Origin of the sequence: Pedobacter sp. AK017 (assembly GCF_014200825.1) — a bacterium.
Classification (GTDB): Bacteria; Bacteroidota; Bacteroidia; order Sphingobacteriales; family Sphingobacteriaceae; genus Pedobacter; species Pedobacter heparinus.
The window spans coordinates 166,438-189,542 of record NZ_JACHCW010000002.1; the positions used below are offsets into that span (position 1 = coordinate 166,438).

At 42.2% G+C, this 23,105-nt stretch carries 24 protein-coding genes; 10 read left to right on the forward strand and 14 right to left on the reverse strand.

From position 1 onward, the window contains the following. Nucleotides 1–9: 9 nt before the first annotated feature. The 3 genes from trmD to HDC92_RS03800 all read right to left on the reverse strand — a co-directional run bounded on the left by trmD (nucleotide 10) and on the right by HDC92_RS03800 (nucleotide 1,917). The gene (trmD, locus tag HDC92_RS03790) at nucleotides 10–687 is read right to left on the reverse strand and encodes a tRNA (guanosine(37)-N1)-methyltransferase TrmD (RefSeq protein WP_183872441.1); all 678 of its coding nucleotides are present in this window, start codon (nucleotides 685–687) and stop codon (nucleotides 10–12) included. A 15-nt stretch (nucleotides 688–702) separates the two neighbouring features. Next, nucleotides 703–1,230 carry a ribosome maturation factor RimM gene (gene rimM, locus HDC92_RS03795; protein ID WP_183872443.1) on the reverse strand — a complete coding sequence of 176 codons (528 nt, stop codon included), beginning with the start codon at nucleotides 1,228–1,230 and terminating at the stop codon, nucleotides 703–705. A gap of 72 nt (nucleotides 1,231–1,302) precedes the next feature. Further along, nucleotides 1,303–1,917: a 30S ribosomal protein S16 gene (locus HDC92_RS03800; RefSeq protein WP_183872445.1), complete on the reverse strand. Its 615-nt coding sequence runs from the start codon at nucleotides 1,915–1,917 to the stop codon at nucleotides 1,303–1,305. Nucleotides 1,918–2,102: 185 nt separating this feature from the next. Here HDC92_RS03800 and HDC92_RS03805 point away from each other — a divergent pair, with 185 nt between their 5' ends. Continuing rightward, nucleotides 2,103–2,426 carry a YbjQ family protein gene (locus tag HDC92_RS03805; RefSeq protein WP_012780214.1) on the forward strand — a complete coding sequence of 108 codons (324 nt, stop codon included), beginning with the start codon at nucleotides 2,103–2,105 and terminating at the stop codon, nucleotides 2,424–2,426. 30 nt (nucleotides 2,427–2,456) lie between these two features. On the opposite strand, the gene pfkA is transcribed toward HDC92_RS03805, so the two are convergent. Together pfkA and HDC92_RS03815 are read right to left on the reverse strand one after the other, a co-directional pair. Continuing rightward, nucleotides 2,457–3,440 (reverse strand): 6-phosphofructokinase, encoded by a 984-nt coding sequence (gene pfkA / locus HDC92_RS03810; protein ID WP_183872447.1) that lies wholly within the window; start codon nucleotides 3,438–3,440, stop codon nucleotides 2,457–2,459. Nucleotides 3,441–3,498: 58 nt separating this feature from the next. Then, a complete protein-coding gene (locus HDC92_RS03815; RefSeq protein WP_255484445.1) occupies nucleotides 3,499–4,233 on the reverse strand; it encodes a biotin--[acetyl-CoA-carboxylase] ligase in 735 nt (244 codons plus the stop codon). An 83-nt stretch (nucleotides 4,234–4,316) separates the two neighbouring features. Between HDC92_RS03815 and rsfS the strand changes: the two genes are divergently transcribed. From rsfS to HDC92_RS03835, 4 genes are read left to right on the forward strand one after another with little or no spacing between them, the layout of a single operon-like run. Then, complete coding sequence (gene rsfS / locus HDC92_RS03820; RefSeq protein WP_012780211.1) at nucleotides 4,317–4,691, forward strand: ribosome silencing factor; 375 nt, start codon at nucleotides 4,317–4,319, stop codon at nucleotides 4,689–4,691. A gap of 26 nt (nucleotides 4,692–4,717) precedes the next feature. Continuing rightward, nucleotides 4,718–6,808, forward strand: a complete 2,091-nt coding sequence (ftsH, locus tag HDC92_RS03825; RefSeq protein ID WP_012780210.1) for an ATP-dependent zinc metalloprotease FtsH — start codon at nucleotides 4,718–4,720, stop codon at nucleotides 6,806–6,808. A gap of 55 nt (nucleotides 6,809–6,863) precedes the next feature. Next, complete coding sequence (locus HDC92_RS03830; protein WP_183872451.1) at nucleotides 6,864–7,508, forward strand: lactate utilization protein C; 645 nt, start codon at nucleotides 6,864–6,866, stop codon at nucleotides 7,506–7,508. 55 nt (nucleotides 7,509–7,563) lie between these two features. Continuing rightward, nucleotides 7,564–8,646 carry a 3-oxoacyl-ACP synthase III family protein gene (locus tag HDC92_RS03835; protein WP_183872453.1) on the forward strand — a complete coding sequence of 361 codons (1,083 nt, stop codon included), beginning with the start codon at nucleotides 7,564–7,566 and terminating at the stop codon, nucleotides 8,644–8,646. On the opposite strand, the gene HDC92_RS03840 is transcribed toward HDC92_RS03835, so the two are convergent. From HDC92_RS03840 to HDC92_RS03860, 5 genes are all read right to left on the reverse strand, one after another. Next, a complete protein-coding gene (locus tag HDC92_RS03840; RefSeq protein WP_183872455.1) occupies nucleotides 8,643–10,136 on the reverse strand; it encodes a tetratricopeptide repeat protein in 1,494 nt (497 codons plus the stop codon). The two genes, HDC92_RS03835 and HDC92_RS03840, sit on opposite strands and share 4 nt — an antisense overlap. A gap of 77 nt (nucleotides 10,137–10,213) precedes the next feature. Further along, nucleotides 10,214–10,957: a zinc ribbon domain-containing protein gene (locus HDC92_RS03845; RefSeq protein ID WP_012780206.1), complete on the reverse strand. Its 744-nt coding sequence runs from the start codon at nucleotides 10,955–10,957 to the stop codon at nucleotides 10,214–10,216. Next, complete coding sequence (locus HDC92_RS03850; protein ID WP_183872457.1) at nucleotides 10,957–12,054, reverse strand: Nif3-like dinuclear metal center hexameric protein; 1,098 nt, start codon at nucleotides 12,052–12,054, stop codon at nucleotides 10,957–10,959. Before HDC92_RS03850 ends, HDC92_RS03845 begins: the two co-directional genes overlap by 1 nt. 24 nt (nucleotides 12,055–12,078) lie before the next feature. Continuing rightward, nucleotides 12,079–12,438: a TM2 domain-containing protein gene (locus tag HDC92_RS03855; RefSeq protein ID WP_183872459.1), complete on the reverse strand. Its 360-nt coding sequence runs from the start codon at nucleotides 12,436–12,438 to the stop codon at nucleotides 12,079–12,081. Nucleotides 12,439–12,456: 18 nt separating this feature from the next. Beyond that, entirely contained in the window at nucleotides 12,457–12,762 is a 306-nt protein-coding gene (locus HDC92_RS03860; RefSeq protein ID WP_183872461.1) for a DUF2752 domain-containing protein, read from the reverse strand. 144 nt (nucleotides 12,763–12,906) lie between these two features. Here HDC92_RS03860 and mfd point away from each other — a divergent pair, with 144 nt between their 5' ends. Further along, nucleotides 12,907–16,248, forward strand: a complete 3,342-nt coding sequence (gene mfd / locus HDC92_RS03865; protein ID WP_183872463.1) for a transcription-repair coupling factor — start codon at nucleotides 12,907–12,909, stop codon at nucleotides 16,246–16,248. Between the two features lie 10 nt (nucleotides 16,249–16,258). Next, entirely contained in the window at nucleotides 16,259–16,474 is a 216-nt protein-coding gene (locus HDC92_RS03870; RefSeq protein WP_012780201.1) for a DUF3820 family protein, read from the forward strand. Nucleotides 16,475–16,611: 137 nt separating this feature from the next. Here HDC92_RS03870 and HDC92_RS03875 read toward each other — a convergent pair whose 3' ends face one another. Together HDC92_RS03875 and HDC92_RS03880 are read right to left on the reverse strand one after the other, a co-directional pair. Beyond that, on the reverse strand, nucleotides 16,612–17,421 hold the full coding sequence (locus HDC92_RS03875; protein ID WP_012780200.1) for a phosphatidate cytidylyltransferase: 810 nt from the start codon (nucleotides 17,419–17,421) through the stop codon (nucleotides 16,612–16,614). Then, nucleotides 17,418–18,326, reverse strand: coding sequence for a CPBP family intramembrane glutamic endopeptidase (locus HDC92_RS03880; protein WP_183872465.1), 909 nt, complete (start codon nucleotides 18,324–18,326; stop codon nucleotides 17,418–17,420). The genes HDC92_RS03875 and HDC92_RS03880 overlap by 4 nt, the downstream gene beginning before the upstream one ends. A gap of 63 nt (nucleotides 18,327–18,389) precedes the next feature. Here HDC92_RS03880 and dusB point away from each other — a divergent pair, with 63 nt between their 5' ends. Together dusB and apaG are read left to right on the forward strand one after the other, a co-directional pair. Beyond that, entirely contained in the window at nucleotides 18,390–19,397 is a 1,008-nt protein-coding gene (dusB, locus tag HDC92_RS03885; RefSeq protein ID WP_183872467.1) for a tRNA dihydrouridine synthase DusB, read from the forward strand. A gap of 33 nt (nucleotides 19,398–19,430) precedes the next feature. Next, entirely contained in the window at nucleotides 19,431–19,817 is a 387-nt protein-coding gene (gene apaG / locus HDC92_RS03890; protein ID WP_012780197.1) for a Co2+/Mg2+ efflux protein ApaG, read from the forward strand. A gap of 4 nt (nucleotides 19,818–19,821) precedes the next feature. Here the strand turns inward: apaG and HDC92_RS03895 are convergent, their stop codons facing one another. Further along, nucleotides 19,822–20,514: a zinc metallopeptidase gene (locus tag HDC92_RS03895; RefSeq protein WP_012780196.1), complete on the reverse strand. Its 693-nt coding sequence runs from the start codon at nucleotides 20,512–20,514 to the stop codon at nucleotides 19,822–19,824. Between the two features lie 216 nt (nucleotides 20,515–20,730). Between HDC92_RS03895 and HDC92_RS03900 the strand changes: the two genes are divergently transcribed. Further along, nucleotides 20,731–22,053, forward strand: coding sequence for a DNA recombination protein RmuC (locus HDC92_RS03900; protein WP_183872468.1), 1,323 nt, complete (start codon nucleotides 20,731–20,733; stop codon nucleotides 22,051–22,053). On the opposite strand, the gene thiL is transcribed toward HDC92_RS03900, so the two are convergent. Continuing rightward, nucleotides 22,048–23,088: a thiamine-phosphate kinase gene (gene thiL, locus HDC92_RS03905; RefSeq protein WP_183872470.1), complete on the reverse strand. Its 1,041-nt coding sequence runs from the start codon at nucleotides 23,086–23,088 to the stop codon at nucleotides 22,048–22,050. The two genes, HDC92_RS03900 and thiL, sit on opposite strands and share 6 nt — an antisense overlap. Nucleotides 23,089–23,105 lie beyond the last annotated feature (17 nt).

Below are 23,105 nucleotides of genomic sequence, written 5' to 3' on the forward strand. Positions count from 1 at the left end.
AATAGAAAATTAATCCTCCAGCAGATCCGGCCTGCGCAATTGCGTGCGTATTAAGGCCTGTTCGTGTCGCCATTCATTGATCTTCGCCTCATGGCCGCTCAATAAAATATCCGGAACCTTATGCCCCCGCCAGTCGGCCGGTCTGGTATAAACTGGCGCATCCAGCAATTCGCCCTGAAAACTATCGGACAGGGCCGAAGTTTCGTCATTCAGTACACCTGGTATCAGGCGTACAATTGCATCCACCAATACTGCGGCGGGCAATTCTCCTCCCGAAAGCACATAGTCCCCGATCGATATTTCCCGGGTTACAAAAAGATCGCGGATCCGCTGGTCGATCCCTTTATAGTGCCCGCATAAAATCATGATATTTTTTTTCCCCGACAGCTCATTCGCGATAGTTTGGTTGAATGTTTCCCCATCCGGGCTCATAAAAATAACCTCGTCGTAATCCCTTTCAGCCTTCAGCGCTTCAATGCAGCAGGCAAAAGGCACTATAGACATCACCATGCCGCTGCCTCCCCCATAAGGATAATCGTCAACGCTTTTCTGCTTATTACTGGCATAATCCCTCAGGTTATGCAGCACAATTTCTACAAGACCTTTCTTTTGTGCCCGCTGTAAAATAGAATGGGCAAAAGGACTGCTCAGCAGATCGGGCAAGACGGATATAATGTCGAAACGCATGGTATAAAGTTAAAATTAATTTGACAGATAAATATCAAGCAGGCCCTCCGGTAAATCTACCAGTAATGTTTCCTCCTCCTCATCTATTTCAACAATCATGTCCTCATTTAAAGGAAACATGATCTCTGTTCCTTTATATAAAACCGTTGCCACAAATTGCTGGGGGTATTCGTTTACTTCAATAATCTCACCCAGTTCGCCCTTGTTTTCATCTGAGACCATAAAGCCTTTAAGGTCATTATAATGAAAGTCCTCGTCCGAACGGTCCGGCATTTTAGTCAGGGGCAGGTATATCTTTTTTTTCACCAGGGGCTGCGCCTTGTCTATATGATCAATGTCGTCAAAATAGAAATTCCCCGTATTGTTGTTCTGTAGTTTATAAGAAGAGACAAAAAAAGGAACCATTTTGCCATTGATAGCTGCAAAAACCACATCCAGATCAAGCAAGTCTGGCTCATCATATTCAAAAAATAACTGAACCTCTCCTTTTAGCCCCTTTGTTTTGGTAATATACCCTATATAAAATGTTTCTTCCTGTGTCATAAATACCTATGAATAAAAATAGCGAAGAATCATGAAATGAATCCTTCGCTATCCTGCAGCATAACAAAAATATTATGCTTCTTCTTCTTTGCTTTCTTCAGCAGCAGGAGCTTCCTCAGCAGCAGCTTCGGCCACAGGGGCTTCTTCTACAGCAGGACTTTCTTCTACAGCTACTTCTTCAGTTGCAGCTTCAGCTACAGGAGCCTCTTCTACTACTTCTTCTTCTACAGGTGCATTTTTAATTGCAAGTGCAGTAGCACGGTCAGCATTTTTCTTAGCCTCAGCAGCTAAAGCAGCTTTTTTAACTTCATCTTTAGATTTAGTTAAGCTGTCTTTTTTGCCTTCAATTTTTTCACCTTTTGCGCCTAACCATTCAGCAAATTTAGCTTCTGCCTGTTCTGCGGTTAAAGCACCTTTTTTAACACCGCCCTCTAAATGTTTTTTATACAAAACACCTTTGTAAGAAAGGATAGCGCGACAAGTATCCGTAGGTTCAGCGCCTTTGTTTACCCAGTCTAAAGTTTTATCAAAATTAAGGTCAATGGTAGCAGGATTGGTATTTGGGTTATAAGAACCTAAACGCTCAATAAATTTACCATCTCTTGGTGAACGGGAATCCGCTACCACTACGTGGAAAAAAGGTTTCCCTTTTTTACCGAATCTTTGCAATCTGATTTTAGTTGCCATTTCTTCTTTTAATTTATGTATTCAACATAGTTCCCGGAGCTTTATGCTTGCGGGGCTGCAAAAGTAAGTAAAATACTAATGATTAACAAGATGCACTGTTTTAAAATTCCACATTATATTGCAAAAACCCATTATTCCCTGTAACATCCGGGTTGTATGGCAGTCAAACAATCAAAAAATAATTTATGCTAATCACAACCACCAACTCTATAGAAGGCAAAAAAGTAGTTAAATACATCGGCCTTGTAAGCGGCGAGACCATTATTGGTGCCAACATTTTTAAAGATATTTTTGCTGGCATCCGTGATATTGTTGGCGGCAGGTCAGGCTCTTACGAACAGGTCCTCCGCGAAGGTAAAAATACCGCTGTAAACGAGATGCAGCAATATGCAGCGGCAATGGGTGCCAATGCAATTATCGGGGTCGATCTGGACTATGAAACCGTTGGCAGTGGCGGCAGCATGCTCATGGTTGCTGCAACAGGTACTGCTGTGATTATAGAAGAATAAGAAATGGCCAGTTAACTGGCCATTTCTTATTTATAAAGATAAAATTTCTACTAGTTTTAACCAGGCCGGACTAACCTGCTGTGCATCAATATGTTTTATGGCATGATCAAATGGGGTAAAAATGAGCTCCCGGTTTACCTGTCCAACCATTACGCCCGACTGTCCGGCCAAAATCCCCTCAACGGCGGCCACGCCAAACCTGCTTGCCAGAACCCGGTCCATACAGCTTGGTTTCCCACCACGTTGTATATGTCCCAGTACCGAGACTCTGATGTCGTAGTTCGGGAATTTTTGTTTGAGTGCTTCTCCAACATTAAAAGCCCCGCCAACTTCATCACCTTCAGCAACGATCACAATTTTTGAGGCCTTGTCTTTACGCCCGTTCTCCAGGCGCTGGATCAGGCCTTCCACACCCATGTTCGCTTCCGGGATAAGGATCGCTTCAGCGCCCACTCCTATACCGCTTCTCAAAGCAATCAGTCCCGAATCCCGGCCCATCACCTCTACAATGAACAGCCTGTCATGCGATTCAGCAGTATCCCTTATTTTATCAACCGCATTTACGACTGTATTAATGGCCGTATCATATCCAATCGTAAAATCTGTTCCCTGTAAATCATTATCTATGGTACCCGGAAGGCCCACTATCGGAAAATCAAACTCATTCGTAAATAAATTTGCCCCGGTAAAAGTCCCGTCACCACCAATCACGATCAGGGCATCTATATGGTGTTTTTTTAATTGCTGGTATCCCATTTCACGACCTTCCGCGGTCTTGAACGTTTCACTGCGGGCAGTTTTTAAAATGGTTCCGCCCCGTTGAATGATATTCGCTACCGATTTTCTGTTCATTTCGATAAAATCGCCATGAACCAAGCCTTCATAACCCCTTAAAATACCTGTAACTTCCAAATCATAGTAAATTGCCGCTCTAACAACTGCCCTAATGGCAGCATTCATTCCCGGGGCGTCACCGCCGGAAGTTAATACTCCTATATTTTTAATCTTGTTCATTTAGTTTTCAGCCGGTTTTAAACAGTATTCTACAAGGCCGTGAAATTAGCTATAATCTTTAAATGTTATTTAAAAATTCTACTTCTTTAAAATTAAACTGCTTTTCAGTCCCCTCCGATAAGATTACCAGCTGTCCGTTCCCGGTTACGTCTGTTATCGTCCCCTCAAACTGTTCGTCATTATGGCGGTAAAGCGCCGGTTGATTGAATTTATACAGGCCATTAATGTAATTGTATTGCAACATCTTAAAATTCCCTGCTTTTAATTTAAGGTATTCTGCTTCGATGTTTTCGCAAATAATTGCCAATACTTCCATTAAATTAACATCCCGCTGTAAAATTTTAGCTAAAGACGTCGCTCTGTTTAACAGCACAGGATCAAAATTTACCTGGTTCACGTTAACCCCTATGCCTACAATGCTGGCCTTATATTGAGATCCGGAAATGATGTTTTCTATCAAAATCCCTGCAACTTTCTGATCGTTATCATACAGGTCGTTAGGCCATTTTATTTTCAGGGAATCGCCCAGAAAGCCTGCCAGCGCCTCTTTAACCCCAAGGCTGACTGCCATATTCAACAGAAATTGGCTGTAAACAGGCAAGAAAAGCGGACACAGGTAAATGCTGAAAGTAAGGCTTGCCCCAGGTTCTGCATACCAGGTGTTTTCCTGCTGCCCCCTCCCCGCAAATTGATTATCTGCCATAATAACAGTTCCTTCGGGTAATGGCTCGGAATTTGACACCTTAGCTTTTAAAAAGTTATTGGTAGAATCAACCTCAGATAATCTGATCAAATTTTGACCAACAAATAATGTTGAAAAAGTGTTATTTTGCAAGTGTTGATTGTATATTTGTTTATCAAAATTAAAACATTTTAATGGTAAAAAAGAAAATTGGAAACCTTTCTACATACCTCTCAGAGATCGCTGTACACGGCATCCAGGAAAAAAAAGGAAACGACATCGTAAGATTGGACTTAAGAGCGCTCAATAGTTCTGTTTCTGATTACTTTATCATCTGCAATGCAGATTCCGCAACACAAGTTAAAGCAATTGCCGATAGTGTAGAGGAAGAAATCTATAAAAAAACTCAAACTAATCCATGGAGAAAAGAAGGCCTGGAACATGCCGACTGGATCATTCTTGATTATTTTGATATCGTAGTTCACATATTTAAAACTGAAAAGCGCGAATTTTATGGAATTGAAGACCTTTGGGGCGATGCCCAGTCTACTTCCTATCAAAGTGCTTAATCATTCACCCCATTTTTGATTTTACAATGAAAGAGAACCCAAATACAAAACCCAAATTGATAAAGAGAATTCCAAATATTCCCAAGAAACCTCAAAAAGGTTCAAAGTTTAACATATTTTGGGTTTATGCTGCTATTATTTTAGGCCTTATTTTATTACAGTTCCTGTTTAGTGCCGATGCGACCAAAACAGTCTCTTACCGCACCTTTGAAACCCAGATGCTCTTACCTGGTGATGTAGAGAAACTGATCGCCTACAAACATGAAGATGTGGTTAAAGTAGAAGTTTTTATTAAAAAGGACAGGCTAAAAGAAGCAAAATATAAACAGTATATCAGCAGAAACAACTTTGGTGCCAGCGACGGCCCTACCGTCTACTTTAATGCAGGTTCAATGGACAGGCTGGACACTGATCTGAAGGAGTCCCAAAAGAACATTCCTGAAGATCAGCAGATCCTTGCCGAAAAACAGACCAGACAAAGTACCTTTAACTCCTGGTTCTTTACCATTATCCTCCCTGTATTATTGTTCATCGCCTTCTGGATCTTTATCATGCGCCGCATGGGCGGTGGTGCCGGTGGTGGGGGCGGTCAGATCTTTAATATCGGAAAATCCAAGGCGACCCTCTTTGATAAAGAAAGCCAGGTAAATGTTACTTTTAATGATGTAGCCGGCCTTGAAGAAGCCAAACAGGAAGTAATGGAAATCGTAGATTTCCTTAAAAACCCCAAAAAATACACCAATCTTGGCGGTAAAATCCCTAAAGGGGCGCTGTTGGTAGGCTCACCGGGTACCGGTAAGACCTTACTGGCCAAAGCTGTAGCCGGAGAAGCCCAGGTGCCTTTCTTCTCCCTTTCAGGGTCAGACTTTGTAGAAATGTTTGTCGGTGTAGGCGCTTCCCGTGTACGCGACCTGTTTAAACAGGCGAAAGATAAAGCCCCTTGTATCATCTTTATTGATGAGGTAGATGCCATTGGCCGTGCCCGTGGTAAAAACAGTATGATGGGCGGAAACGATGAACGTGAAAATACGCTTAACCAGTTGCTGGTTGAAATGGATGGCTTTGGTACAGATTCGGGAATCATTATCCTTGCCGCTACCAATCGTCCTGACGTACTGGACTCAGCCTTACTGAGACCCGGACGTTTTGACAGGCAGATCTCTATCGATAAGCCAGATTTGGTGGGCCGTGAACAGATCTTTAAAGTTCACCTGAAACCCATCAAAACCGATGAAATTGTAGATGCCAAAAAGCTTTCTGCACAAACCCCTGGTTTTGCAGGAGCTGAAATTGCCAATGTGTGTAATGAGGCCGCATTAATTGCCGCCCGACGCAATAAGGAGTTTGTAGATATGCAGGACTTTCAGGACGCGATAGACCGTGTTATTGGTGGTTTAGAAAAGAAAAACAAAATCATCTCTCCTGAAGAAAAACGCATCGTTGCTTACCACGAAGCTGGTCATGCCATTGCGGGCTGGTTCCTTGAACATGCCGATCCTCTGGTAAAAGTATCTATCGTTCCCCGTGGGGTAGCAGCTTTAGGCTATGCGCAATACCTGCCTAAAGAACAGTTCCTGTATACTACAGAGCAGTTAACCGATGGCATGTGTATGACCATGGGTGGCCGCGTCGCAGAAGACATTGTTTTCGGAAAAATCTCTACCGGTGCACAGAACGATCTGGAACGCATTACTAAATTGGCTTACGCCATGGTTACCATTTATGGTATGAACAGCACTATTGGAAATGTTTCTTTCCACGATCCTCAAAATGAATACAACTTCAATAAACCTTATTCTGAAAAAACATCGGAAATGATCGACAATGAAGTGCGTATCCTGATCTCGGAAGTTTATACCAGAACAAAGTCCTTGTTAACAGATAAAAGGGAAGGTCTTGAAAAACTGGCCCAAAAGCTGATAGAGAAAGAGATCCTTTTCCAGGCAGATTTGGAAGAGATCCTGGGCAAACGCCCTTTCGACAACCGCACCACTTATGATGAGTTTGTAAATGGCACAGGTGACCAGAAACCGGCAGCCGAAGGATTGCTGCACGATGGCGTTAGCCAGCCCGCAGATCCTGCAACGCCTATAACTCCGGCTAAAACAGAGTCTTAATAACAATTTTATGGAGCTGCCGTTTCTTTATAGAACGGCAGCAAATCCATTACCTATGCAAGAAAACATTTCCTCAAAAGAGCTCATGCTAAAAAAGATAAGAAAAGCCCTTCTTGAAAGAAGAGACAACCCTTATCCCAACTTAGAAGACAGCCCCCTTTACGCTGAAAATACAGAATATCCCGAGGTGTTGTTTGCAGAACAACTTACCGCGGTCTCCGGAAATTTTATTTACTGTGAAAACGGAATAGAATTCATTGAAAATATCCTTCAGCTGGCCGAAAAGTTTAACTGGAGAAAGATATACTGCTGGGAACCCGAACTCCAGGAATTGCTTTCCACCTACGAATTCCCTTTTTATCAGACCGACAAGGATTTTGAAATGGCCGAAGCAGGCATTACCCTGTGTGAAGCCTTAATTGCCCGTAATGGATCTGTAATGGTCTCCAATCAGAATGCAGCCGGCCGAAGGTTAAGTATTTTTCCCCATCACCATATCGTTATTGCCCGTACCGGCCAACTGGTAATGGATCTGAAAGATGCTTTTAAACTGATCCGCGACAAATACGGCAGCCAGATTCCCTCTATGATCAGCACCATTACCGGACCAAGCCGTACAGCCGATATTGAGAAGACTTTAGTGCTGGGTGCACACGGACCTAAAGAATTATTTGTATTTTTAATCGACGATTTTTCATAATCTAATTATTTTATTCTAGTTTTATACTGTACACTAAAACAGTATACGGTACAAAATGGGCATTAAATCAACAATACACTCGGTTATTACTGGCACGGGAAGTTATATCCCCGAAAATGTTATCTCAGGAAATGCCTTTTTAAACGCATCCTTTTACGAAAATGGGGTAAAGCTGGATAAGGACATCAATGAGATCATCAGCAAATTCTCAGAAATTACCGAGATCAACGAGCGCCGATATATTGATGCCAATCTGGTGAGCAGTAATATTGCTGCCATTGCTGCACAAAGGGCCATCGACAGCGCAAAAATCGATAAGGAAAGCCTTGACCACATTATTTTTTGCCACAACTTTGGGGATGTAAAAGCAGGCAGCAACCGCATGGACATCCTGCCTTCGCTTGCCGCTAAAGTAAAACAGACCCTGCAGATTAAAAATCCGGACTGTGTGGCTTATGATATCATCTTTGGTTGCCCAGGTTGGGTACAGGGAGCCATCCAGGCCAATTATCTGATCCAAAGTGGTGATGCCGGCCGGGTAATGGTCATAGGCGCAGAAACATTGTCCCGGATTATTGACCCGCACGACCGCGACAGCATGATCTTCTCTGATGGGGCAGCCGCAGTTATATTCGAAGCCCAAAACAGTGAAGAAGCCCTTGGTATCATCGCTCATAAAACACAGACCTATGCGGTTGATTACGGTTCATTGCTGGTCATGGGGAAAAGCAATAATCCGGATGAATGCAATGGCAATGCTTACCTTAAAATGAATGGCCGTAAGCTTTATGAATTTGCCGTAACTACCGTACCACAGGTTGTGAAAACTGCAATAGATAAAGCCGGAATCAGCATTACCGATATTAAAACAGTCTTCATCCACCAGGCCAATGGAAAAATGGACAATGCCATCATGAAGCGGCTTTTTAAACTTTACGGACTGGATACTGTTCCCGAAAACCTTGTGCCTATGACCATTTCATGGTTAGGAAACAGTTCGGTAGCTACCATTCCAACGCTGTTAGACCTGGTCATGAAAAACAAAGTGAAAGGTTACCAGATCAGAAAGGGCGAATATGCCGTTTTTACCTCTGTTGGGGCAGGTATGCACATCAATGCTTTTGTCTATCGCTTTTAATTGATCCTTCTTAAGCTGTCCCTTGCTTCACTTTCAATACTGTTTTCATATTGATGGTCTTTCATGTTTATCGCGGTATTAAAGCTGGCCTTGGCCTGCGTATAGGCCTTTTTCTTCATATAGATCTTTCCCATGCACAAAGCTGAATTGGCCGCAAAATACGCCTTCAGGCTTTTTCCATAATTTACCGCCTGCTTGTAATGCTCCAGTGCGGCATCCCATTTTCCCAGTTCATCATTGTTCCTTCCCAGCCGGTAATGGTATTCCGTCCGGTCTTTTACCAGGCTCAGGTCGCCCTCCTTTATTCCTCCCAATATTTCCAACGATTTGCTGTAATAGCCTCCGTCAAATAACAACCTGGCTTTTAAAAGACCAACATTCGGGCTTCCTGAAGCCACTTCGTTCAGCGCCTGCTTGTCGCGTTCGTTAATCGCATAGCCCATACCTTTAACTTTTTCAGCATAAGCCTGATACCCCTTTATATCGCCCGAGATCAATTCGATCCATCCCAAATGCAGGTAGCTGTCCTTTACATAGCTTACCCCTTTATTGCTCTGCAAAAATTTATTGAAATAAGCTGCAGCACTAAAATCAAGCTTATTCAGCCTTGCAATCCCCATCAGGTAATCCAGGTATGGAAAAGCCTGGTACTGTCCCCCGGAAGGCCTTTCTGCAAGAATGCCAATCGCTTCCTCATTATGCCCTCTTTTGGCACTTACATAAGCTTTAAGGTAGGATTTTAACAAACTGTTGTCCGAAACCCTGGCCGCATATTTCATGGTTTCGGCATAGGCATTTTCCGCATGGGCTACATCTACCAGTACAAATGAATAATAAAATACAGCCTCTTCATAAAATGGCTCGTAGGTAGATTTAGGTAAGCCCTCTGCCAGCTTCTGCATCATGGCCAGGCCGGTTTTTACATTTCCCTTGATTCCAAAGGTGGATAGTGTTTTCTTCATGAAACCATCCGGCAGGCTGCCCAGGACGGCATTGATCAGGCCTATCCCTTTTAAATTTAAATGGAAGCCGGGAAACTTCTTCGCGTTCTCCTGCAGGTAGCTGTTGGCTTTTTTAATTTCCAGCGCAGCATTAAACTGTTCGCCAAAACGCCCACGAATGAGCGCCCATTGTAAATTGATCTCTGCCTGTGCATATAAATAATACGGAGAATTGCTGTCATCATCTGCAATCTGGTCCAGCCTGCTCCCTTTATTGCCTTTCAAACGGTTAAAATCATCCTTACTGTCTGTTGTCAGCAAATAAAAGAAATCAATGTAATTTTCCAGTAAAGGCACAATAGCATTGTTAGGATTAGCTTTCTTCTCTGAAGCGACCATTTGTCTTGCCGGGTTCAGTTTAAGCTCAAAAATCAGCTGATAAGCCTTTAGACAGTTTGCATTAAAATCAAATTTGGCAAATAAAGGTCCGGGTAAAAACAACAGGCTGAGGGCTAAAAAAAATTTGTTCGCTAAACTGATCTTGTGCATAATTTCATTTTGTGCAAATTTAACCACAAAAAAAAGGCCAGATGGAATTTCTGGCCTCTTCTATATCATTTAAATGTTTAAGCAGGAACGACTTCCTGAGTAAGTGCTTCGTCTACTAAAATCCTTCCGCAATGTTCGCAAACGATGATTTTTTTGCGTTGACGGATATCCAGCTGGCGCTGGGGCGGAATCTGGTTAAAACAACCTGAACAAGAGTCACGGTCAATTGTTACTACCGCTAAACCATTGTTGGCATTCCCTCTTAACCTGTTGTAAGCCACCAATAGCCTTTCTTCAATCTGGGTTTCTGCTTTTTCTGCTTTTTTAAGCAGGCCCTGCTCATCCTTTTCTGTTTCGGCAGTAATGGTCTGCAACTCTCCCCTTTTTATCTCAAGATCTTTTTTCCTTGATTCTAAATCAGCAAGCGCCTTATCATAAACTTCCGTTTTTTGGGCGATGTCAAATCCGAATTCCCTGATCTTTTTCTCACAAACCTGGATTTCGAGTGTTTGTATCTCTACCTCTTTAGTCAGGGCATCGTACTCCCGGTTGTTTTTAACATCTTTTAATTGGGTCTCATATTTCTTGATCAGGTTTTGAGCTTCCTTGATCATATTTTTACGCGTTACAATGGCATCTTCAGTATCATCCAATTCGCCTTTGAATTTTTGTATACGTGTTTCCAGTCCTGCAACCTCATCTTCTAAATCGGCAACTTCCATTGGCAGTTCACCACGTATCTGACGTATTTTATCGATCTTAGTATGCAGGGTTTGTAATTCGTATAAAGCTTTTAGCTTTTGCTCTACAGTTTGTTCCATTAAATGAAATAATTTATGGGGTTTGTATTATGCTCCGTTAAACGGATTGCAAAGTTAGGAAATTTTTCTTGAATAATATCTATCAACAAATCAGATGTAAATTGTTCACTCTCAAAGTGTCCGATATCTGCGATAACTATTTTTTCGTCTGCATCAAAAAACTCATGATATTTAAAATCTGCTGTCACAAAAGCATCTGCTCCGGCAGCTATCGCTTCCCGCAATAAAAAACTTCCCGATCCTCCACAAACGGCAACCTTCCTGATCTTTTTGGGCAATAGTCTCGTATGCCTGATCACTGTCGCATCCATATTGTTTTTTACCCGCCTCAAAAATTCAGGGCCATCCAGCGGCTCTTCCAGCCAGCCAATCATTCCGGCCCCAACGGTTTCCAGCTTGTTTTCCAGCACATAAATATCATAGGCCACTTCCTCATAAGGATGGTGTTCAAACAGGGCCAGCAGGACCTTCCGTTCGTCCTGGACTTTAAAAATGGTTTCTATCCTCACCTCCGGTTCCTGGTGCTGTATCCCCCTTTCACCAACATAAGGATCTGTACCTTCTCCTCCTTTAAAAGTGCCAAAACCTTCCGCATTAAAGCTGCATTCGCTATAATTTGCGATATGCCCCGCTCCTGCAGCAAACAAGGCTTCCCGTAATACTTCTGCCTGTTCAACCGGACAAAAAGTAACCAGTTTTTTCAAAACCGAAGCTTTCGGGCTTAGTATTTTTCTGTTTTTCAGGCCCAGCCTTTCCGCAATCACCCCATTTACCCCATGCTGTACATGGTCCAGATTCGTGTGTATGGCGTACAGGGCGATGTTGTTTTTTATCGCCTTCAGGACCACCCGCTCTACATAATTTTTCCCGGTAATCTTTTTCAGGCCCTTAAAAACAATCGGGTGATGGGTAATGACCAGGTTACAGCCATGTAAAATAGCCTCGTCAACCACATTTTCCATACAGTCGAGCGCAATAACAGCCCCCTGTACCTCCTGCTCCGGATCGCCAACAATCAGGCCCGAATTGTCATAATCCTCCTGGTAATTTAAAGGCGCAAACGCCTCCAGGTGCTTTATTAAAACAGATAACCTCATCCCGTAAATATACGACGATTTTAATTACTGTAAATTACCCATTTTTACCATTTGCAGACTTTCAAACACCATCCGCTGGTTGTATTCATAGGCAAGGCTTTTATGGTTGATCAGGTCGATGATCGTACCTATAAAGCACAAACCGATTGTAAAGAAATACAAAATACCCATACCAATCTGGTTCACTAAAAACCTGGGCAGTCCCGGTACAAAAAAACCAAGGATACAGTACAGCACCATATCATCAGGGTTCCGTCTTTTACCTCTATAAATCATTAAAAAGCCCCTTAACTGTTGCTCGCTAAATCCGGTAGTTGCACTTTGCAAGTACGAATATTCCTGTGGCGTAATGCCTGGTAGCGACATAAATGGTGAATCAAACATAGCTTTCCTCCTTGTATTTTAAATTAATAACTTATTGTTTATCAAATTTGTACGTATCAAAACCCCGATCCGCCAACATATAATCAGCAAAGCCGGAACGCCAAACCAGTGATGGGCAAAACTTTCTGTAAAGTTTCCATGGAACACCTGGGTGATAGAACGCCCTATGCCACATCCGGGACACCAGCTGAAACCCATATTGGCCAGTGGACAAAGCGTAAAATGCTGCGCATCCCCATGCTTATCTGGATTTGCTGTCGCCAGCAATATCATCGCCCCAATCCAGAAAATCAGTTCAAAAGGGATATGCTTCAGCGTTTTCATTTTATTTTCTCTTAATGGCTAAATATAGGCACTTCTCCATCAAACATCCTGCAAAAGCCCGTTTTGTGCATAAATTTTAATTTTAGATCAATTGGTTGAAATTTTGTTACATTTAATGCCCTTCATAAATCTTACCTTTGCAAGGTGAATATTCGCGACCTGATCAGCAGATACAAGACAGATGAGCGTATTGTAGCATTGGCAAAGGCACTTAACGCCGGTAAAGGCACTAAACTTCAACTAAAGGGTCTAGTAGGTTCTGCCGATGCAACAATTGCTGTGGCCATCTATTTCCTGTTACATAAACCCCAGCTATTTGTACTTCCCGATAGGGAAGAGGCGGCCTATTTTCTGGCCGACCTGGAAAGTATCCTCGATAAAGAGGTACTGCTCTTTCCTTCTTCCTTCCGTAAAGCCTTTGATTTTACACAAGTGGATACCGCCAATGTGCTGGCGCGTGCCGAAGTACTGAACGAACTGAACCACCAGTCAGAATACGGCAAAATTGTGGTTTCCTATCCTGAGGCCCTGGCCGAAAAGGTGATAGACCGCACCGTGCTGGAAAAAAACACGCTGGAGATCAGTTTAAATGCCAAACTGGGCATCGATTTTATCAATGAGTTTCTAATCGACTACGATTTTAACCGTACAGATTTTGTATATGAACCCGGACAGTTTTCCATCCGTGGCGGTATCGTCGATATCTTTTCCTTCTCGCACGACCTGCCTTACCGCATCGAGTTTTTTGGCGATATCGTGGAAAGTATCCGTACTTTTGAAATTGAAAGCCAGCTTTCCGTTGAAGATGTAAAAACACTGACCATCATTCCCAATGTACAATCAAAATACCTTACCGAAAACAACATCAGTATCCTCGACTACATTGAAAAGGATACCCAGGTTTGGTTTAAGGACGTAGAATTCACTTTGGACATTGTTAAAAGTGGATATAAAAAAGCGGTTGAACTATGGAAAGCCCTGCCTGCAAAAGAAAAACAGGAAAACCAGGACTGGATAGATCCTAAATTTGCTTTTACAGACGAGAAAATGATGGGCGATATGTTCCACGATTTTCCGCTTGTAGAATTTGGAAAGCAGTTCTTTTATAAAACAGATCAGGTTTTTCAGTTCGAAATCAAACCCCAACCCTCTTTTAACAAAGATTTCAGCCTGCTGATCCACAACCTTAAAGAAAACGAAAAACAGGGCCTGCATAACTTTATTTTCAGCGCTTCAGTTAAACAAACGGAACGTTTATATGCCATCCTGGACGATATCGATAAAACGGTCAAATTTACACCGGTAAATATCCCGCTCAGGGAGGGTTTTGTAGATGGGGGGCAGAAAGTGGCCTTTTATACCGATCATCAGATTTTCGACCGTTTCTATAAATATAAGCTCAAAAGAGGCTATCAGCGAAGTCAGGCTATCACCTTAAAAGAACTGAGGGACTTGAAGCCCGGCGATTTTGTAACCCATATAGACCATGGGATAGGTAAATATGCCGGTTTGGAAAAGGTAGAGGTAAACGGTAAAACCCAGGAAATGATCAGGCTGGTCTATGCCGATAACGACCTGCTGTATGTCAACATCAACTCCCTTAACCGCATTGCCAAATACAGTGGAAAAGATGGTACTGCTCCAAAAATGAACAAACTGGGCACAGAGGCCTGGGATAAGCTCAAAAAAACAACTAAAAAAAAAGTTAAGGACATTGCCCGAGACTTGATCAAGCTGTATGCCCTGCGAAAATCGCAGGTAGGAACAGCTTTCGCGCCCGATGGCTATCTTGAAACCGAGCTGGAAGCCTCCTTTATTTATGAAGATACGCCCGATCAGGAAAAGGCAACCAGCGATGTAAAAAAGGACATGGAAGCGCCACATCCCATGGACCGGCTGGTTTGTGGTGATGTGGGCTTCGGTAAAACGGAAATTGCCATCAGGGCTGCTTTTAAGGCGGTTGCCAATGGCAAACAGGCGGCCGTACTGGTGCCAACCACCATTCTTGCCCTCCAGCACTTTAAAACTTTTACCGGTCGATTAAAGGACTTTCCCTGCACCGTAGATTACATCAACCGCTTTAAAACAAGCAAGCAGATCAAAGAAACGCTGGCTAAAGTGGCCGAAGGCAAAGTAGATATCATCATTGGCACGCACCGCCTGCTCAGTAAGGATGTGAAGTTTAAAGATCTGGGCATCATGATCATCGATGAGGAGCAGAAATTCGGGGTATCTTCCAAAGAGAAATTAAGGGCTTTAAGGGTAAATGTAGATACCTTAACCCTTACCGCAACCCCCATACCCAGAACACTGCACTTCTCTTTAATGGGGGCCCGCGACCTTTCCATCATGAGTACCCCGCCACCAAACCGGCAGGCTGTAAATACAGAATTACATGTTTTTAACGATAAACTGATCCAGAAAGCCGTTCAGTTTGAACTGGACAGGGGCGGACAGGTGTTTTTTATCCATAACAGGGTGCACGACCTCCCTCAACTGGGGGGATTAATCCAGACGCTGGTCCCAAAAGCCCGTATTGGTATTGCACACGGACAACTGGATGGCGATCAGCTGGAAGATGTGATGCTCGATTTTATCAATGGAGAAAAGGATGTCCTGGTAGCCACCACCATTATCGAGGCCGGCCTTGACATCCCAAATGCCAACACCATCATCATCAACCATGCGCATATGTTTGGCCTGAGCGACCTGCACCAAATGCGAGGCAGGGTAGGCCGGTCCAATAAAAAAGCCTTCTGTTACCTGCTTAGCCCGCCTTTAAGTACGCTTACTTCGGAAGCCCGCAAACGCCTGAGTGCAATTGAAGAGTTTTCAGACCTTGGAAGCGGTTTTAACATTGCCATGAGGGATCTGGACATCCGGGGTAGCGGAAACCTCTTAGGCGCTGAGCAAAGTGGCTTCATTGCCGAAATAGGTTTCGAGATGTACCACAAAATACTGGATGAGGCCATACAGGAACTGAAAACAGATGAATTTAAAGACCTGTTTAAAGATGAGCCCTTACGCCCCTTTGTGAATTTTACACAAGTGGATACCGACCTGGAGCTGTATATTCCGGATGATTATGTAACCAACATTACCGAAAGGTATAACCTCTATACCGAACTTTCAAAAATTGAGGATGAAAACCAGCTAAAGGCGTTTGAACTGAGTTTAAAAGACCGTTTTGGTCCTGTTCCTCATCCGGTAAAAACCATGTTGAATGTATTGCGGCTGCAATGGATAGCCAAAAAACTGGCTTTCGAAAAAATAAGTTTCAAAAAAGGTGTATTGCGCGGTTATTTCATTACCGACAAACAATCTGCCTTTTTTGATTCTACCATGTTCAATAAAATATTGCATTTTGCACAGATCCACCCGCGTTTATGCAACCTTAAAGAAGTTAAAGATTCACTCCGCATTTCATTCGACAACCTCAATACCATAGATGAAGCTGTAGAAATGCTGGAAATGGTGGTCAATTAAACAGATCAAGATGAACCCACAGCTGTTACAAGACCTGGTTACCATGCAAATGCCTTTCGGCAAATATAAAGGCCGGATCATCTGTGACCTGCCAGAATCTTACCTGGTCTGGTTTCATCAGGAAGGATTTCCGCCAGGAAAACTGGGCGAGATGATCGCAACACTTTATGAAATCAAATTAAACGGACTGGAATACCTTCTGGAACCCTTAAAGAAGAGAAAATAAGGGCTCAATTCCATATCAAGTCCATGTTTTTACTATAAAACCTGGACTTATATTGCATTTATTATTTAGGTGATATGAATCTATCCTAAAGCAAAATTAATTGCTTACACAGGTATAGCCAAACGGAGAAAATGTGGTTAATTCAGTATCAGGTACAGATAAGCATAAACTACCGGCGCAGCAATTAAAAGTCCGTCAAAGCGATCTAAAAAACCTCCGTGGCCTGGCAGTATATTACCGGAATCCTTTACATTTAAACTTCGTTTAAGCATGGATTCCACAAGATCTCCAAGTGTACCGAAACAGACGATCAAGACCGCCATTCCACCAAATATGAATGGACTGATCTCCGTAAAGCATAAAGAAATTAAATAAGCCACCAGCACACTGGTAAAGACACCACCAAAAAAGCCTTCCCATGATTTTTTAGGCGAATGGCGTTCAAACAAACGTGTTTTTCCGAATTTCATCCCAAACAGATACGCTCCGGTATCACTGGCCCATAACATCAATAAAAAAGCCAGTGGTAAATGAAAATTATAAGTGGCTGTTTCCTGTATAAAACCTAAGGAATAAAAGAAACAAAAGGGTGCTGTAACGTAGATAAACCCTACAAATGTGTAGGAAATATTAGAAAAAGGTATTTTTTCCTTTTTATACAGCTCACTGATGAATACCGAGAAAATTAAGGGTACAATGAGCAGCATGAACTTAGTTTCAAATTGTAGTAAGTGATAGCCTGCCGTCATCAAAAAAATAAGTGCTGCTGCAACCAGCGCAATATTTCTGTGCGGACGGATGCCTGCAGTCTTAATCATGCCAAAGAATTCAAATAAAGCGGCAAGACTTAAAATGAGGTAAAAAAAAGTAAAGGTATAGGCCCCTAAAAATATAGAACCTAACATTACAATGGTAAAAAAGAAAGCAGTTATTGCTCTTGTCTTCATTGAGTTTGTTTTTTAAAATATCGGAACAGCAAAAAGGTCAATCCGGCACTGATCACATAACCATACCAGGCAATGTCCATCGTTTTATCGGCCTCCGACAAAGGTATATTGTTTTTTTGCATATACCATGCTGCGCATACAGCATAGGCATTATTTAAAAAATGTCCAAATATGGCATACCATAAGCTGCCGCTCCAGAAATAGATATACCCAAATGTTGCCCCCAGCAGCAATCGGGGTAAAAACCCGTAAAACTGCATATGTATGGCACTGAATACAAAAGCTGAAAACCAGATCGCCAGGTGTGGATTGTTAAACATTCTGCCAAAAATACGCTGCAGGCCTGCCCTGAACATCAGTTCTTCAGCCACAGCCGGTAGCAGGGCAATCATTCCTATATTCAACAGGAACATCCCTATATTCTCCATTTTTAATAAGGCAATGGTCATTTTCATACCCTGGTCCTCCGCTGCTTTCATCCAGTTTTCTACACCTTTTAAAGCGGCAGGAAAGCTCATTTTCTGGTTCAACTGGGTCACCCATTCCAGCAAGGGCAGGGCACCAGCCATCATCAGCAATACCAGCAACAACAGCCCTGCATCAGGTCTTTTAAATCCATAAAAACCATTGATTCGGCCGCCTTCAATTTTAGCAAGCAGCAGGGCGGGCACTAAAAATAAACCGATTTGCTGGGCTGTTATCAGTATTCTCTGTGCGGGCAAGTAACTTGCTTCAGTACTACTCAGCCAGTCCATATTTTGCAGCAGGCTCCCGCCATATTTCAAATAGATCACTGCAAAACCTATAGCTAAAAATACAAACAGGCCTAAAAAAGCATAAAAGCACAACATCAACAGCTGTACAAAGGGGCTGTTCTCTTCTTTAATTTCTTCTATAGAACCCATTTATGTAAATTTTAGCTAAGTTTCGTACCTTTGTACCCTGAATTTTGGGTTGAAGATAGAAAAATGTCCGTAAAGATAGGAAATATTGATCTGGGAGAATTTCCCTTATTGCTTGCACCGATGGAGGATGTAAGCGATCCGCCTTTCCGTTTTGTATGTAAACAAAGTGGGGTGGATATGATGTATACAGAGTTTATTTCATCGGAAGGACTGATCAGGGACGCGGCTAAAAGCAGGGCAAAGCTGGATATCTTTGAATATGAAAGACCAATAGGCATACAGATTTTTGGCAGCGAAATAGACCACATGCGTGAGGCTACTGAAATTGCTACGTTGGCTGGGCCTGATTTAATGGACATCAACTATGGCTGTCCGGTTAAAAACGTAGCCTGCAGGGGCGCTGGTGCCAGTTTGCTCCAGGATATCGATAAAATGGTACGGATGACTGAAGCCGTTGTAAAAGCCACACATTTACCTGTAACGGTTAAAACAAGGCTGGGTTGGGACGACAATACCAAAAATGTGGAAGAGGTGGCAGAACGTTTGCAGGATATAGGTATCCAGGCTTTAACCATTCATGGCCGTACCAGGGCACAATTGTATAAGGGAGAAGCCGACTGGACACTGATCCGTCAGATCAAAAGGAACCCCAGGATAAAAATCCCGATTTTTGGAAACGGGGATGTGGACAGCATCAGGAAAGCGGCCGACTGGCGCCTGGAATATGAGGTAGATGGCATCATGATCGGCAGGGCCGCCATTGGGTATCCCTGGATATTCAGAGAGATCAGACATTTCTTTAATACAGGGGAAACCCTGGCGGGTCCGAGCATAGAAGAAAGGGTTTCCGTATGCCGTACACATTTTGAAAAATCCATTGCCTGGAAAGGACCAAGAGTTGGTATATTTGAAATGAGGCGTCATTATGCCAATTATTTTAAAGGCATACCCGATTTTAAAAGCTACAGGATGCAATTGGTTAAAGAAGAAAATATAGATACTATTCACAGTATTTTAGATGAAATAGCTGAAAAATATCAACATATTTACCCGGCCAGTGAAATGGCTTGATTTTTGAAAACTATTTATTAAATATAAGTTAAAATGGTTACAGCTATTACATTAGGCGTTAAGATTTCAGTTGAAACAACTTACCAGGAAGAACATTCTAATCCGGCTAACGCACATTTTATGTTTGCTTACCGCATTACAATTGAAAACCTGACCGACTATGCCGTACAGCTTAAAAGAAGGCAGTGGTTTATATTTGACTCTAATGGTACACAAAGAGAAGTAGAAGGTGAGGGCGTTGTTGGTGAACAACCCGTAATAGAACCTGGGGCCAGCCATTCTTATGTATCAGGCTGTAATTTAAACACGGATATGGGTACCATGAGTGGTAATTACCTGATGTACCGGATTGCCGATGACAGGGACTTTATTGTAGATATTCCCGAATTTGAATTGATTGTACCTTACCGCTTAAATTAAGTGCCTATTTATTCCTGCCAAAAAGAATAGAAGCATAGTAAAACAGATTGGCCAGGGCACCCATTGCCGCAACCACATAAGTCATAGCGGCCCACCAAAGGGCATCTTTTGCTTGAACATGTTCTTCAGTAGTATACAACACACTTTTATTGTTTTTTAACCACAATAAAGCCCTTTTGCTGGCATCAAATTCAACCGGCAAAGTAATGATGCTGAATATGGTAATTAAGGCCAAACCCAGTACACCAATGCCCAATACGATTGGGTTAAAGGTAAAAGCAATCAGCAATACACCAACAATCAATACCCATTGCAGCAAATTTGAAGTGATGCTGACTACAGGTACCATATTTGATCTCAATTGTAACCAATGATAGGATCGGGCATGTTGTACCGCATGTCCACATTCATGTGCTGCCACTGCAGCTGCCGCAACGCTTCTTCCGTAATATACGTCAGTACTTAAATTGACTGTCTTATCTTCAGGATTGTAATGATCGGATAAGGCCTTGTCTGTGCTCATCACTTTTACATCAAAAATCCCATTATCCTGCAGCATTTTCTCAGCCACCTCTTTTCCCGAAAACCCTGAATTTAACTGCATCTCTGCATATTTAGAAAATCTGTTTCTAAAACGCCACTGCACAAACATGCTAATTATCAGTATCGGGATTATCAAAACAAAATAAGTTCCCATTTCTTTAAGAATGTTTTTTCCACAATTGTTTAATCAAAAAGCGTTCCTAATTTATCTTTAAACCAAAAAAGGCCCTGGATATCCAACAACCTAATGTAATTAAAGCAGAATGCTTTCTGATTTGTAGTATAAACTGAGCAGCAATGCTTTTAAACCAAATACTATTTTCTTTTGCAAAAATTACTTATTATCATGACATTTGATAACAATATTAGTATGGAAATAACAGGAATAGTTTTATTGATCATCATTCTGGCCAGTCTTCTCTTTTTATTGTTTAAAAAGCCCGCTGCCCATAATACTGAGTTGCTGCTTTTAGAACTAAAAGAAACAGAACACCAAAAATCCTTAAATTGGTTAAGGGACGAAAAACAAAAGCTGGAAGATGAACTGAACGATCTTCGTCAGAATTTTATTGCAGAACGCAGCAAAGTGATCAAGGCAGAAGAAAATTTAATGGCCCAGAGGGAAAGGTATGCTGAACAAGAAAAATCTATAGCGGAACTTCAGCAACGCTTTAAACTGGAATTTGAAAATATTGCCGGTAAAATACTGGACGAAAAATCGGAAAAATTTACCCTGCAAAACAAGGCAAACCTCGATATCATTTTAAATCCCCTTAAAGAAAACATCAAAGCTTTTGAAGACAAAGTTGAAAAAGTGTATAAAGCCGAATCTGATGAACGCAACATTTTAAAAGGGGTAATTGCACAGCTGATGGACCAGAGTAAACAGATCCAGGAAGAGGCCGGCAATTTAACCAGGGCCCTTAAAGGCGACAGTAAAAAACAGGGCAACTGGGGAGAAGTGATACTGGAACGTGTCCTGGAGCGCTCCGGTTTAACCAAGGATAGGGAATACAGGATACAAAGCAGTTTAAGCTCGTCTGAAGGCTCCAGGATGCAGCCGGATGTAATTATTGACCTTCCGGATGATAAACACATTATCGTTGATGCCAAGGTCTCTTTAGTAGCTTACGAGCGATTGGTAACAGCAGATAAAGATGAAGAAAAGGAAATACAGCTCAAACAGCATTTAATTTCTATAAAAACACATATCCAGGGTTTGTCAGGAAAGAACTACCAGGAGCTTTATCAGATCAATTCACCTGATTTTGTATTGCTTTTTATTCCTATTGAATCTTCTTTTGGTATTGCTGTACAACAGGATGCCGAACTTTTTAATTATGCCTGGGACCGTAAAGTTGTATTGGTAAGCCCTTCTACCTTACTGGCTACCTTACGTACCATTGCCAGCATCTGGAAACAGGAAAGACAAAACAGGAACGTGTTGGAAATAGCCCGTTTAAGTGGAAGTATGTACGATAAATTTGTAGGTTTTTTAACCGATATGGAAAGTATAGGCCGGAACATTAAACTGAGCCAGGATGCTTATGATAAGGCCATTAACAAGTTATCGACAGGTACTGGGAACCTGTCCAATACCTCAGAAAAGATAAAAAAATTAGGTGCCAAAGCAACAAAGCAGATTGACACCAAATTTTTAGATTCTGTTTTACCTGAAGAAGAGGGTTTATAGTTTAAAGGCATTCCAGCCCTGGGCCTTCAGTTCGTGTACCACATTGGATTTGGATATCATTTTACAGCCCGAATTTTTATCTGTTATGTGTCCGATGATACTGATGTCCACATCGTGTTTCAGTTTATCATAATCGGCTTGTTTTATGGTAAACAGCAACTCATAATCTTCACCGCCATTTAAAGCACATACGGTTGGGTCAAGCCCAAGTTCCCGCGCAGTTTCATAGGTCATCGGGTCAATAGGCAGTTTTTCTTCGTACAAAGTCACTCCTTTTTCGGATTGCTGACAAAGGTGCATCACTTCAGAGGCCAGGCCATCCGAAACATCGATCATAGAGGTTGGCACAATATCCATCTGCGCAAGCAAATCAACAATGTCCCTTCTTCCCTCAGGTTTAAGTTGACGCTCTATAATATAATCCTTACCTTCCAGATCAGGCTGAATAGCAGGATTTTCTAAAAATATCTGTTTTTCCCTTTCCAGGATTTGCAGGCCTACATAAGCACCCCCTAAATCACCTGAAACGCATAAAAGATCACCTTCCTGTGCCCCATTTCTATACACTACTTCTTTTTTATCCGCATAGCCGATACTGGTTACGCTGATCACCAGTCCCTGTTTGCTGGATGAAGTATCACCACCCACCAGGTCTATATTGAATTTATCGCAGGCCAGCGCTATCCCTTTATAAATTTCTTCTACCGCTTCCAGCGGAAATTTACTGGATAAACCAATCGAAACCGTTACCTGACTGGCAATGCCGTTCATGGCATAAATATCGCTCAGGTTAACCTGTATAGCCTTGTAGCCCAGGTGCATGAGCGGTACATAAGCCAGGTCAAAATGGATACCTTCCAGTAACAGGTCTGTAGAAACCAAAACTTCTTTATTTCCAAAATTTAATACAGCAGCATCATCACCAATGCCCTTTATGCTACTTTCATGTCTAATTTTAAAATGATCAGTCAGGTGTTTAATCAGGCCAAATTCTCGCAATTCTGCTATATCCGTGCGTTCTTTATTTTCAAACATTATTTTCTTCTTTTACA